The organism is Providencia sp. PROV267, assembly GCF_028477825.1.
Lineage (GTDB): Bacteria > Pseudomonadota > Gammaproteobacteria > Enterobacterales > Enterobacteriaceae > Providencia > Providencia stuartii.
Genome location: NZ_JAMPLX010000017.1, coordinates 125,270 through 138,815 on the forward strand (window position 1 = coordinate 125,270; position 13,546 = coordinate 138,815).

A 13,546-nucleotide genomic window follows, 5' to 3' on the forward strand; every position below is an offset into this window, starting at 1 on the left:
TCGGTTTTTAAGACCTAAAGGGGTTCTGAGAGTATTAATGAATAATGAACAACAAGCGGAACCGTGCCTTTGTGATGGTAAAAGCTTAAGCCGTATGTTTAACCCAAAACAGTTGCGTGTTTACATTCTGCATCTCTTGGCTGATGGGTCAAACTATGGTTATGAATTGATAAAAAAGATAGGGCAGGAAACGGCGGGTTTTTACTGCCCAAGCCCTGGTGTGATTTATCCAACATTAACATTACTAGAAGAGTTGGGGCTGATCACCGCGTATAAGGAACAAGGAAAAGGGCGTAAGTGTTATTCGCTGACACCTGAAGGAAAATGTTTTCTATTATTGAAAGCTGATATTTTAGCGGAAGTTCAGCTAAAACTCAGTTATGCACAAGAGCTTACGGCTGGCAACCAATTTGCCAAAGAAATAGAGCTTGCTGTTGATAGATTTAAATCATTGCTGCGACACAACATTGTTTTGCAGGAATTGACTAAGGAACAATCAATGCGAGTTGTTGAAATTATCAACAGTGCTGTTGAACGTATTGAACAAGTCAACTCGGTATTGACAGTAGAAGGGCACGAACATGGCTAAAACCAATGATATTATTCAGGCAAAAGAGTCTTCATATATGAAAGATAACGTAAAGACATCACCTAATATACCATCTAACGAAAGTACGGAATCGGCCGAGGTAAAACCAGAGGCTGCATTAGATAAAAAATTTAAAGAGGTTGTTTGCCCAAAAGTACCGACATCTTATTTTAAACGAGCTAAACGCCAGCGTACTAAATAATAAAATAGGTTATTTTGCTGATTTATTATTCATGGTAAAACTTTTTGCACTTTAATTCGCTATTTTAGTGGAAAAAGGCCATGAAAATAAAAAATAGACCTATTTTACCAAAACATTTTTCTGTTCTTAATGAACGGTCATAGTAAAACGCTGTTTATGGATTACATAATTATCATGTAATCCCCTAATAACCTTGGCTATTAGGGGATTGATTTAATTACAGGTTGAGTAGCGCCTGTATTTTTTCTATTTCATCGATCCACTGTTGTTGAAGCAGTGGTTTTTGATGAGCTAATTTACGTTGCCTATCTGCGTGTAATTTATCTTCAAGTAACAATAACTTTTCCAACAATTCATCTTCATAAACAGTCGATTGAGAAGCGGCTTCGTCTATATGGGGTGAAGCTACTTTTTCGTTAATTACGCTGTTATTTTGAAGGTGCGATTGTTGCTCGATTTGTTGGTAAACCTCCTCGACGTCAAGATACTCCTCTAATCGATTATTATTGATATACCAAAAACGCTGGCAACTCGTTTCAATTAACCATTTATCATGGCTAACCACCAGCAAAGCGCCTGCAAATTGTGATATTTGCTCACTCAGTGCTTCTTTACCTTCAAGATCAAGGTGGTTGGTGGGTTCATCTAGCATCACTAGCTCATATTGCGCCAAGCTCAAGCCAATAAATAACAACCGTGCTCGTTCGCCGCCACTGAGTGTTGCCACTTTTTGTTGGTGGCGAGTATAAGGAAAACCTGCACCAATCAATGCCATTTTGCGTTGTTCATCGACTAAATTAGCAAAAGGCCGTAAAGCATCAGATAAACTGTCATTATCATTGAGTTGCTCAAGTTGTTGGTCGTAATAACCCGCATTAATCGATGGATGAAACTTTAATTGCTCACTGTATCGTTCATCTGCTTTAAAACGTTGCCACAATAAACGTAATAAAGTGGATTTACCGCAGCCATTGGCACCAATAATGGCAATACGCTCACCACTTTTGACTTGATGAAAACCTGTTGTGAAAAGCAATTTCTCATCGGGAGTCTTAATGTTGGCATGATCTAATTCAAGGACTCTATCTGCGGGGATCGATTTGCCATTTAGCGCTAATTTCCATTGATAGCCTTCAGTCAGCTCAGTTTGCGCCTCCTTGAGTCTATCGATATGTTTTTCCATCTGTTTTGCTTTACGAGAAAGGTCTTCGTTATCATAAACTTGACCCCATATAGCTAAACGTTTGGCACTTACCGCAATGCGATCAATCTCCTTTTGCTCCGCTTGATGGCGTTTTTCATCAGCGACATCTTTTTGGCTCAGTGCATGACGTGCAGATGAGCATGGGAGCCGGAAGAAATGTAGCGTTTTATCTCGCAATATCCATGTGCAGTTAGTCACTTTATCAAGCAGATTTTGATCGTGAGAAACTAAAACGAAGCTGCCTTTCCAGTTTTGCAAAAAGTTACCTAACCAAATCAATGTGGGAAGGTCAAGATGGTTACTTGGCTCATCCAATAGCATCAGATCGGGTTGTTGAATTAATGCTCTACCTAAAAGTAATCGGGTATGCTGCCCGCCACTAATTTGATTGGCTTTTTGTGCCCATTGTTTCTCAGTGAACCCTAAATCAGTCAGTAAAACTTCCGCTCGCCAACGCTCAGAAAGACGCTCTTGAGCAGGGAGTTGCTGCATAACTGCATCAATTAAACTCAAATGCGCTACCTCTTCGGGTAGGTGCTGTTCAATATAAGCGGTTACACACTGATTTGCATAAGTAATACTGCCACTGTTAGGTGATAACTGACCAGTCAAAAGCTTCAATAATGTACTTTTGCCACTTCCGTTATGTCCAATCAGACCAATACGATCGCCACTTTGTAGCGTGAAGGTAATATCACTCAATAAAGAGGTTGTAGAAGTATCATAATTTAATGATTTTACAGATAATAAAGTGCTCATAGCTTACTCAATTTTTAGGCATGACAATGCCAGGGTATAGTCAGGACGACAACCCAGTAAGCTGAGGAAGGTATCTTTTGGGAGCTTCGCTCAGGCAGGGTTATCGCAGTATATAACTGTGAAAGCCTGAGCTTTGGCGATTACCAAAGAAGTGTGAATAGTCAATAAGATCACACAACATCATAATAAGCCTCCTTTTTTCTAGTGTTGAACAATATCGCTATCATAACAAACCTAGCAACTTTCTATCAATCACAATGATGTATTGTGTTTAGGTATTGTTATAAATGATTCTAATGGCATTAAAAGTGTCATGAATAAAACTGCTAGTGGCTGTGGTGAGTAATAATTTTGGAGTAAAATCAAGATGTAAACATATAGGAAACGCCAAAATGAATGTAGAAATAAAACCAGCCACAATTAAAGATGCCGCTTTGATTTTAGATATGATCATCGAATTAGCGGAATATGAAAAAGCACGTCATGAAGTTAAAGCATCTGTCACCGATATAGAAAACTCATTATTTGGTGAAAATTCAAATACAGAGGCTTTAATTTGCTATGTGGACGGTAAACCTGCTGGTTATGCGGTCTTTTTTTCTAGTTACTCGACTTGGTTAGGTAATAATGGGATCTACTTGGAAGATTTATATGTTTCCCCTGATTATCGAGGAGCGGGTGCGGGTAAAAAATTATTAAAGCATATTGCAATGATTGCCAGTGAAAGGAAATGCCAGCGTTTGGAATGGAGTGTTTTAGACTGGAATCAACCTGCAATTGATTTTTATAAAAGTATTGGTGCTAAACCCCAAGATGAATGGGTTCGTTACCGTATGGATGAACAAACAATTGCTGAATTTATAAGTTAAATACCTAATAAGTTAATTTTATAACAAAATAATGCTAACAAACTTTTTTGTTAGCATTATTTTTTTGTTTTTTAATAAATCTTAAGCAATAAGTGCCAATAAACTCTTTTTAACTTTTGAATATGGTATTTTGTGATATATGTGCTATTTTACTTAAGGTTAAAAGGGATAAAATAGAATTAAATTAAAGGGATAGAGAACAGGCAAGTAACTTAATCTAAAAAGGAATGTTGTATTGAGATGTTAAGTTGAAAATGTGCGTTAGTCAGTTTTTATTTTCTTGGTTTTATTATTTTTTAGTGTGACTAAATAAGATGGGCAATACTAAACAATTGAATTAAAAATTAGCTATTTTCTTTCACATAAAGAAAAGAGAAGGGATGGTATGAAAATAAATAAACGAAAGATCATTTTTTATGTCGCTATTATTTTAATTATTGCAGCAGGTGGTTTTTATTATTGGAGTATGAATTCTAGCAGTTTACCCGCAGGTTTCGCTCAAAGTAATGGTCGTATAGAAGCAACCGAAATTGATATTGCAACCAAAACGGCAGGGCGGATCGATACTATTACGGTGAGAGAAGGTGATTTTGTCAAGGAAGGTCAGGTTCTTGCCAAAATGGATACCAGAGCACTGCAAGAACAGCTTCACGAAGTACAAGCTCAATTACGTCAAGCAATTAGTAATGTATCAACAGCAGAATCAGGTTTAGTGCAACGTGAAAGTGAAAAGTTAGCCGCACAAGCGGTTGTTCGTCAACGTGAAGCAGAACTTGATGCGGCACAGAAACGACTTAACCGTTCTCGTGCATTAGTAAGAACTAAAGCGGTTTCTCAACAACAGGTTGATGATGACACCGCACAGGTACAAGGCGCAAAAGCCGCGCTGCAAGCGGCTAAAGCTCAGGTTGCAGCCTCTCTTGCGGCAATTGATTCTGCAAAAGCGGGCGTTGTTCAAGCAAAAACGCGCGTTGATGCAGCGACTGCAACTGAAAGACGTATTATTGCTGACTTAGATGATAGTGTGCTTAAAGCGCCGCGTAACGGTCGTATTCAATACCGTGTTGCTGAACCTGGTGAAGTATTAGGGGCCGGTGGTCGAGTATTAAATATGGTTGACCTCAGCGATGTTTATATGACCTTCTTTTTACCTACAGAAGATGCTGGAAAAGTGGCATTAGGCAGTGATGTGCATATTGTCTTAGATGCTGCCCCTAATATTGTGATACCTGCGAAAGCGACTTTCGTTGCCAGTGTTGCACAATTCACACCAAAAACCGTTGAAACGCAAAACGAACGTTTGAAATTAATGTTCCGTGTTCGCGCGCGAATTTCACCAGAGCTACTGGAAAAGAACCTCGAATATGTCAAAACTGGTTTACCTGGCAAAGCTTATGTTCGTTTAGATCCTAATGCCCAATGGCCAACTGACCTTGAGGTGAGATTACCACAATGACCCATAATTTGATGGATGATGTGATAGTAGATTTAAGCCATGTCAGCCAACATTACGGTGATAATTGTGCGTTGGATGACATTACTTTATCAATTCCAGCAAGGAAAATGGTTGGTTTAATTGGCCCTGATGGTGTGGGGAAATCAAGCCTAATTTCATTGATTGCCGGTGCAAGAGAGATCCAGCAAGGGAAAGTTATCGTTCTTGGCGGTGATATGGCAGATAAAGAACATCGCCGAGAAGTCTGCCCTAAAATTGCTTATATGCCCCAAGGATTAGGGAAAAACTTATACCACACGCTTTCAGTCTATGAAAACGTTGATTTCTTTGGGCGTCTATTTGGGCAATCTAAAGAAGAGCGCCAGTATCGAATCGACGATTTACTCGAAAGCACGGGGTTGGCTCCATTCAAAGATAGGCCAGCAGGGAAGCTTTCAGGGGGGATGAAACAGAAACTGGGGCTTTGTTGTGCGCTAATTCATGACCCTGATTTACTGATCCTTGATGAACCAACCACAGGGGTTGACCCATTGTCACGGGCACAATTTTGGGATTTGATCGAACGTATTCGCGAACGACAAACCAATATGAGTGTGTTGGTGGCCACTGCTTATATGGAAGAAGCGGAGCGTTTTGATTGGCTGGTTGCGATGGATGATGGCAAGGTCATGGCAACAGGACATGCCTCTGAACTGAAAGCACAAACACAGTGCGATGATCTTGAAGCTGCATTTATTGCGTTACTGCCAGAAGAGAAGCGTAGCGGTCATAAAAAAGTGGTTATCCCGCCTCGTGATACCTCAGACGATGATGTGATAGCGATTGAAGCGCAAGATCTAACCATGCGTTTTGGTCAATTTGTGGCGGTCGACCATGTTAATTTTAAAATACCGAAAGGTGAAATATTTGGCTTTTTGGGATCTAACGGATGCGGTAAGTCCACAACGATGAAGATGTTGACTGGGCTATTGCAAGCGAGCGAAGGGCAAGCATGGTTATTTGGGCAAGAAATTGACCCAAAAGATATCGAAACGCGCAAACGCGTTGGTTATATGTCACAAGCATTTTCCCTCTATAGCGAATTGAGTGTCGAACAAAACTTAGTTTTGCACGCTAAGCTATTTCATATCGCGGAAGATCAAATTAAGCAGCGCATTGATGAGATGTGCCAGCGTTTTGATTTAGATGATGTGCGAGATACGATGCCCGATGATTTACCGTTAGGTATTCGTCAACGCTTATCGCTAGCCGTTGCCGTTATTCATCGCCCCGAAATGTTGATCCTTGATGAGCCTACATCAGGGGTAGACCCTGTGGCGCGAGACATGTTCTGGAATTTAATGGTTGACCTTTCAAGGCGTGACGGTGTCACTATTTTTATTTCTACCCACTTTATGAATGAAGCGGAGCGCTGTGACCGTATTTCCTTGATGCATGCAGGGAAGGTACTTGATTGTGATACTCCTGATAATCTGATCAAAAAGCGCGGATTAGACACGCTGGAAGCCACTTTTATCGCCTATCTACAAGATGCTGTGGGAGAAGCCGGAGCGACCAAGGATACAGCCCCTGAATTTCATGTTGACCCTGAGCTTAAAAAACAGACGGATGAAGCGCTGAAAAGCCGTTTCAGTTTCCGTCGATTATTTAGTTATAGCATTCGGGAAGGGATGGAGTTACGGCGCGACCCAGTACGTTCGACACTCGCACTACTGGGTACGGTGATCCTCATGTTTATCATGGGCTATGGGATCAGTATGGATGTGGAAAATTTACGTTTTGCAGTACTTGACCGTGACCAGACAGGTTTAAGCCAAGGTTATACCCTAAATTTGGCAGGCTCTCGCTATTTTATCGAGCAGCCTCCCATTAAGGATTATGATGAACTGGAAACCGCGCTGCGTAGCGGTAAAGTATCTGTCGCCATTGAAATTCCCCCTAATTTTGCGCGTGATGTAGCAAAAGGGCATGCGGTGAAAATTGGCGTATGGGTTGATGGCGCAATGCCTAATCGTGCTGAAACTGTTCGTGGTTATGTACAAGCGATGCATCTCGCTTGGTTAAGCACCATGGCTGCTAAGCAACCAGTTGGTGTGGCGGGAATGCCTGTCATCGACATTCAGACCCGTTATCGCTATAACCCCGATGTAAAAAGTTTACCTGCGATTGTTCCCGCAGTGATTCCTCTGTTGCTGATGATGATCCCAGCGATGTTAAGTGCACTCAGTGTGGTTCGCGAAAAAGAGCTAGGATCAATGATTAACCTTTATGTAACCCCGATCACCAAATTGGAGTTTTTATTAGGTAAACAGCTTCCTTATATTTTATTAGGCATGTTTAACTTTGTGATGCTCTGCGCGTTGAGTGTATTTGTTTTTGGCGTTAGCTTTAAAGGGAGTTTTCTGACCTTAACACTTGCAGCTTTTCTCTATATTACTATCGCAACAGGAATGGGCTTGCTGATCTCTTGCTTTATGAAGAGTCAAATCGCCGCTATTTTTGGTACCGCAATTATTACACTGATCCCGGCTACTCAATTTTCAGGCATGATTGACCCTGTCTCTTCACTTGAAGGGATTGGTCGTTGGGTTGGTATGGTTTATCCAACATCGCACTTTTTGACAATAACACGCGGTACTTTCTCTAAAGGACTGAACTTGTTTGATTTGCAAGCGTCATTTATTCCGCTATTGATTACTATCCCTATCGTGATAGGCCTCAGTGTTATTTTCCTGAAAAAACAGGAGTCCTAACTGATGATACGTAAGTTACAAAACATATTTCATTTAGGTGTCAAAGAGCTGCGTAGTTTAGGGCGTGATAAGGCGATGATGGCGCTTATTGTTTTTGCTTTTACGGTGTCGATTTATTCATCGGCAACAGTGACGCCAGGCTCTTTGCATCACGCACCGATTGCGGTTGCTGATCAGGATAAATCACAGTTATCGAACCGTATTATCAATAGTTTTTATGCACCTTATTTTAAGACGCCGGCGGATGTAACTCCCGAACAGATTGATGGCCTTCTTGACCGAGGTACTTATACTTTTGCTTTAGATATTCCACCTAATTTTCAGAAGGATGTACTGGCCGGTCGCCATCCAGAAATCCAAGTGAATATTGATGCAACACGTATGAGCCAAGCGTTTTTAGGTAATAGCTACATTCAAAATATCACTTTAGGTGAAGTGAATGAGTTTCTTGCTAAGTACCGTAGTGATGCGAGTTTACCTGTAGATCTTGAAGTTCGTATGCGTTTTAACCCCAACTTAACGCAATCATGGTTTGGGTCGGTAATGGCAATCATTAATAACATTACTATGCTTTCGATAGTGTTAACGGGCGCTGCGCTAATTCGCGAACGAGAACACGGTACGGTTGAGCATTTAATGGTGATGCCACTAACTCCATTTGAAATCATGCTATCTAAGATTTGGTCAATGGGATTAGTGGTTTTGGTTGCCTCGGCAGTATCACTTCTGCTGGTGGTCAAAACCTTGCTACAAGTGCCGATCGAGGGGTCTATACTGCTATTTATGTGTGGTGTGGCATTAAGCTTATTTGCGACCACATCAATTGGTATCTTTATGGGTACGCTAGCTCGTTCAATGCCTCAGTTTGGGCTATTGATGATCCTTGTTCTATTACCGTTAAATATGCTTTCAGGAGGTATGACCGCACGTGAAAGTATGCCTCAGTTAGTTCAAGACATTATGCTGACGATGCCGACAACACATTTTGTGAGCCTTGCACAAGCGATTTTATATCGAGGAGCAGGGTTCCAGATCGTTTGGCCTCAGTTTATTGTCTTATTAATTATCGGTATCGTCTTCTTTTCGTTCGCATTAATGCGGTTTCGTAAAACCATTGCAACCATGGCATAACACCTTGCTGTTGCAATTATGTCAAAAAACGCTTGCTGAATTGTTCAGTAAGCGTTGTAATATAGTGCCTATCAATTCAAAAATCATTGCAAGGCTGTGCCTATCAAATCGATAGTATTAACTGATTGGAAAAAAAGGCTGTAAACCAGTAACTTAATAATCAACCAAACAGGAGAACGTAAAATGTCTTTAATTAATACTCAAATCAAACCATTTAAAAATCAAGCTTTTAAAGACGGTAAGTTTATCGAAGTCACCGAAAAAGATGTGGCTGGAAAATGGAGTGTATTCTTCTTCTATCCAGCAGACTTTACTTTCGTTTGCCCAACTGAACTTGGTGACGTCGCTGACCATTACGAAGAATTCCAAAAAATGGGCGTTGAAATCTATTCAGTTTCAACTGATACCCACTTTACTCACAAAGCATGGCACGAAAGTTCAGAAACTATCGGTAAAATCAAATACACCATGATCGGTGACCCAACAGGTGAACTGACTCGTAATTTCGAAAATATGCGTGAAGCAGAAGGTTTGGCTGACCGTGGTACTTTCGTTGTTGACCCACAAGGTATCATCCAAGCTATCGAAATCACAGCAGAAGGCATTGGCCGTGATGCTTCTGATCTGCTACGTAAAGTTAAAGCTGCGCAGTATGTTGCTAGCCACCCAGGCGAAGTATGCCCTGCTAAATGGAAAGAAGGTGAAGCAACTCTGTCTCCATCTTTAGATTTGGTTGGCAAAATCTAATCGAAAACTTTATTTCGAAAGTAGAAAGTAAAAACATACTGATGTTATCGGGTGCTATGCACCCGATTTTATGACCAAGGGGATCATATGCTCGATAACAATATGCAAGCGCAATTGAAAGCGTATTTAGAAAAATTGACTAAACCTGTTGAGTTAGTCGCTAATTTAGATAGCAGTAATAAATCAAATGAAATAAAACAGCTTCTAAACCAAATTGCTGCGCTTTCAGACAAGATTACTGTTCGTGAAGTACAAGATAATACTCAAAGAGTACCATCATTTTTAATTACTAACCCTGGTGTTGATAGTGGATTGCGTTTTGCAGGTTCACCACTAGGCCATGAATTTACATCGCTTGTGCTTGCATTGTTGCAAATTGGTGGTCACCCATCTAAAGAAGCACAAGAGTTATTAGATCAAGTGAAGGCCCTTGAAGGGGAATTCCATTTTGAAACCTATTATTCATTATCGTGCCATAACTGCCCAGATGTTGTGCAAGCACTGAATTTAATGGCAGTATTAAATCCAAATGTCACACATACAGCGATTGATGGTGCGCTGTTTCAAAATGAAATTGAAGAACGTAATGTGATGGGCGTTCCCGCTGTTTTCTTAAATGGAAAAGAGTTCGGCCAAGGGCGCATGACATTAAGTGAGATCATTAATAAGGTTGACACGAATGCTGACGCGCGTGCCGCTAAAGCATTAACGGAACGTGAACCATTTGAAGTACTCATCATCGGTAGTGGACCTGCTGGAGCATCCGCAGCGGTTTATACTGCACGTAAAGGTATTCGCACTGGTGTGATCGGTGAGCGTTTTGGTGGCCAAGTTATGGATACCGTTGATATCGAAAACTACATTTCTGTACTCAAAACAGAAGGGGCGATATTTGCGGGAGCACTGAAGAACCACGTTGATGACTACAATGTTGATGTAATTGATGGTCAGTCAGTGACTAAGTTAATTCCAGCAACAGAAGAAGGCGGTTACCACCAAATCGAAACAGCTTCCGGCGGAGTAATGAAGTCACGGAGTATCATTATTGCGACAGGTGCCCGTTGGCGTAACATGGGAGTACCTGGGGAGCAAGAGTATCGCACGAAAGGCGTTACATTCTGCCCACACTGTGATGGTCCGTTGTTTAAAGGCAAACGCGTTGCTGTGATTGGTGGAGGTAACTCAGGTATTGAAGCAGCTATTGACTTAGCGGGTATTGTTGAACATGTAACAGTATTGGAATTCGCGCCTGAATTGAAGGCGGATTCAGTACTACAAGATAAAGCACGTAGCCTGAAAAATGTTGACATTATCGTTAATGCTCAAACATTGGAAGTGAAGGGCGATGGTAGCAAGATGACGGGTCTTGAATATAAAGACCGTACTGATGATAGTGTACATTTATTAGAAGTTGCAGGCGCATTTGTACAAATTGGCCTGTTGCCAAATACCAATTGGTTAGGTGATACCGTTGCACGTAACCGTATAGGCGAAATTGAGGTGGATGCACGTGGCGAAACAAATGTGAAAGGTGTGTTCGCTGCGGGTGACTGTACTACTGTACCTTATAAACAGATCATTATTTCAGCCGGTGAAGGTGCAAAAGCCGCACTTAGCGCCTTTGATTACCTAATCCGCACAAGTACCAGAACCGCTGAATAATTGTTAATTCAGTAGGTTGTACCCAAAGGCACTCGGGGGCGAGTGCCTTTTTTTGTGCATAATCTTTACAAAAAAGGCTCAAAAGTGCCTAAAAGTGTTCAAGTGTGGACAACTTGTGGACATGCAAAAGTTAAATTTGCATCGTTTCTCGTTGTTAAAATCATCCTAAAACGAACAATCTATTAAGCTAACTCTGTTCCTCCCTTTAATGGGCTGTACGTAATCGCATCTTGAAGAAAGTCCGGTGTAAAGTGAGCGTAGGTCAAATGTCGAGTGACCTAGGATTCTCTGCAAAGTAGTTCTTTCTGTAAAAGCGGCCTATATTCGCCAAACACGTGACTTTATTATTGAGCTGGCCAAACAACGTGTTCAAGCGATCCAACTCGACCAGCCACAAGTGATGGAGTTTTGGGAGATATTTGATTATTTACATGATAACGAGGCTTTTGGTGTGAATCACAGTAGTGAAAAGGGTGTTTATGCGGTGAACTTTAACCATATTGCACAGGTGGCCAGCGAATACCGTCAGTCTATACAATTGAATACGGATATTAAAAATTTATTGAAAGCGGGGCGCATGCGTAAGTTTGTGGGCGTTAAGACGGTGCGAAGTGTGGTAAACAGCCAGTTTAATAGTTCGCTTGCGGTGGGGAGTACGCTTAAAAAACCTGAAGTGATTAAGTGCTGGGTGTTTCAGGAAAACAGTGAGAGTTAGTTTTCTCCTCTATTTATCTATAGGCTGCCAATGTGCAGCCTTTCTTTTATCAGTAGAAATCCATCAAGTAAATATCATAAATACTCAGAATGACAAACAAGTGAAAGCATAAAGGGTTGTGCAATAAACAAGCATTATTAAGTATCTTTTATATAAATAGAGAATTTATGGGAGGGGTTCGGAAAGTGGTTACAATGGTTACAAAATTAAAATAGTCTTATATCTTATTGATAATATATAAAAATGTAGAAATAGCAAAAGGTTACAAATGGGTTACTTTGCGGTTACGTGTAACCATTTTTAGAGGTTACAAATTAAAAATATAACTTATTGTTTTATAAGGATGTAACTTTTTAACCCCTGTTTTGTAACCCGTTGTAACCAGTAAAAAGTTACAACGGAGTTGTTTATAATCAGTGGGTTAGAGGTGGTTTTGGTAGGATGTAACCGTTGTAACCAGTTTCCGAGAGGGGGCGGATTATTTACAAATTTCAATGATTTCAATTAGTTTTTTTATTGGAAAATCAGGGCTAATGATTATGGAGTTTTTATTGAATTTTTTCACAAATAAATATAAAGCAATATTTTGAATTTCTTGAATTTTTTCTATTGTTGAAAGGTTTCTTTTTTTTATATCATTATCATTTATTCTATTATTGAAAATCTTTTCTGGTTCGGAATAAATAAAAATTGAGAATGATAAACTTAAATGATTAAAAACTTCTTCTTCTATAATTTCAATTGATGTGGGAGTTTCTACTACATTATGTAGCTCTAAAACTAATGTATTATTTTTTGCTATTTCTTTAACACCATTTATCAATAATTTTTGATTATTAGTTATATTTCTAAAATTTAGGTCTTCAAAATCTATGACTCCTTGATTTTTTTTGATTATAGAAGATGCGCTAGAATGCACCCATGATTTTTTATATTTGATAATATTACTGGATAGCGTAGATTTCCCACTTCCAGATAGCCCAAAGATACCAATTATCATATTATGTCCTATTAGCTGATTGCTAATGTATTAATGTAACAAAATGACTGGGGAACTGTTATTCCTAAAGCTCTGATGTCCGAAATTGTTATATTTTTATTAATAGGAATTACATTTTTTAAGTATATTAAGTTAATGGATTCTATACCTGTAGCGTAATTCATGATATCTTTTCTTGAAAGACAAGCACTAGATAGCTCAATATCGCTTATTTCACTTTTGTTTCGTATGACAATTTTATCTATCATTGCACTTCCAAGTAGTTTTTTTGTCGGAGAGCTTGCATAAATAAATATTTTCATGTTTTCTCTAAATTGTTGCCCGATTTTTCTTCTGATTTCGATTGTTTTTAGACCAGAAATGATTCGATTTGCATGTATTGGTTTTATAGATAATAATATTGCAAGGTTTTCATTCTTATTCTTTTTCATCTAATAATCTAGTACCTTTTTGACGAAA

Annotated in this window: 12 protein-coding genes and 1 pseudogene; 9 read left to right on the forward strand and 4 right to left on the reverse strand. The window is 39.7% G+C overall.

Annotated features, from left to right (window positions below; genetic code table 11):
* Nucleotides 1–37 precede the first annotated feature (37 nt).
* Together PR709_RS12195 and PR709_RS12200 are read left to right on the forward strand one after the other, a co-directional pair.
* Complete coding sequence (locus PR709_RS12195; protein ID WP_004919595.1) at nucleotides 38–589, forward strand: PadR family transcriptional regulator; 552 nt, start codon at nucleotides 38–40, stop codon at nucleotides 587–589.
* Nucleotides 582–791 carry a hypothetical protein gene (locus PR709_RS12200; protein ID WP_004919597.1) on the forward strand — a complete coding sequence of 70 codons (210 nt, stop codon included), beginning with the start codon at nucleotides 582–584 and terminating at the stop codon, nucleotides 789–791. The genes PR709_RS12195 and PR709_RS12200 overlap by 8 nt, the downstream gene beginning before the upstream one ends.
* Before the next feature lie 217 nt (nucleotides 792–1,008).
* Here the strand turns inward: PR709_RS12200 and PR709_RS12205 are convergent, their stop codons facing one another.
* A complete protein-coding gene (locus tag PR709_RS12205) occupies nucleotides 1,009–2,754 on the reverse strand; it encodes an ABC-F family ATP-binding cassette domain-containing protein (RefSeq protein ID WP_040133116.1) in 1,746 nt (581 codons plus the stop codon).
* A 392-nt stretch (nucleotides 2,755–3,146) separates the two neighbouring features.
* Between PR709_RS12205 and PR709_RS12210 the strand changes: the two genes are divergently transcribed.
* The 6 genes from PR709_RS12210 (at nucleotide 3,147) to ahpF (ending at nucleotide 11,372) form a co-directional block, all read left to right on the forward strand.
* Nucleotides 3,147–3,623 (forward strand): GNAT family N-acetyltransferase, encoded by a 477-nt coding sequence (locus tag PR709_RS12210; RefSeq protein ID WP_036940170.1) that lies wholly within the window; start codon nucleotides 3,147–3,149, stop codon nucleotides 3,621–3,623.
* A gap of 385 nt (nucleotides 3,624–4,008) precedes the next feature.
* A complete protein-coding gene (locus tag PR709_RS12215) occupies nucleotides 4,009–5,079 on the forward strand; it encodes an HlyD family secretion protein (RefSeq protein ID WP_004919603.1) in 1,071 nt (356 codons plus the stop codon).
* Nucleotides 5,076–7,832, forward strand: coding sequence for a ribosome-associated ATPase/putative transporter RbbA (rbbA, locus tag PR709_RS12220; protein ID WP_014658323.1), 2,757 nt, complete (start codon nucleotides 5,076–5,078; stop codon nucleotides 7,830–7,832). The genes PR709_RS12215 and rbbA overlap by 4 nt, the downstream gene beginning before the upstream one ends.
* A 6-nt stretch (nucleotides 7,833–7,838) precedes the next feature.
* Nucleotides 7,839–8,963, forward strand: a complete 1,125-nt coding sequence (locus PR709_RS12225) for an ABC transporter permease (protein WP_169342274.1) — start codon at nucleotides 7,839–7,841, stop codon at nucleotides 8,961–8,963.
* Between the two features lie 183 nt (nucleotides 8,964–9,146).
* Nucleotides 9,147–9,710: an alkyl hydroperoxide reductase subunit C gene (gene ahpC / locus PR709_RS12230; protein WP_004919611.1), complete on the forward strand. Its 564-nt coding sequence runs from the start codon at nucleotides 9,147–9,149 to the stop codon at nucleotides 9,708–9,710.
* Between the two features lie 87 nt (nucleotides 9,711–9,797).
* On the forward strand, nucleotides 9,798–11,372 hold the full coding sequence (gene ahpF / locus PR709_RS12235) for an alkyl hydroperoxide reductase subunit F (RefSeq protein WP_036940177.1): 1,575 nt from the start codon (nucleotides 9,798–9,800) through the stop codon (nucleotides 11,370–11,372).
* A 182-nt stretch (nucleotides 11,373–11,554) separates the two neighbouring features.
* Here the strand turns inward: ahpF and PR709_RS19600 are convergent.
* A pseudogene (locus PR709_RS19600) lies at nucleotides 11,555–11,669 on the reverse strand (phage integrase); the annotation flags it as partial.
* A 154-nt stretch (nucleotides 11,670–11,823) separates the two neighbouring features.
* Between PR709_RS19600 and PR709_RS12240 the strand changes: the two are divergent.
* Entirely contained in the window at nucleotides 11,824–12,087 is a 264-nt protein-coding gene (locus PR709_RS12240) for a hypothetical protein (RefSeq protein ID WP_241014533.1), read from the forward strand.
* Between the two features lie 478 nt (nucleotides 12,088–12,565).
* Here PR709_RS12240 and PR709_RS12245 read toward each other — a convergent pair whose 3' ends face one another.
* A complete protein-coding gene (locus PR709_RS12245) occupies nucleotides 12,566–13,087 on the reverse strand; it encodes an ATP-binding protein (RefSeq protein ID WP_141173626.1) in 522 nt (173 codons plus the stop codon).
* Nucleotides 13,088–13,098: 11 nt separating this feature from the next.
* The gene (locus PR709_RS12250; protein ID WP_141173625.1) at nucleotides 13,099–13,518 is read right to left on the reverse strand and encodes an ASCH domain-containing protein; all 420 of its coding nucleotides are present in this window, start codon (nucleotides 13,516–13,518) and stop codon (nucleotides 13,099–13,101) included.
* Nucleotides 13,519–13,546: the final 28 nt, after the last annotated feature.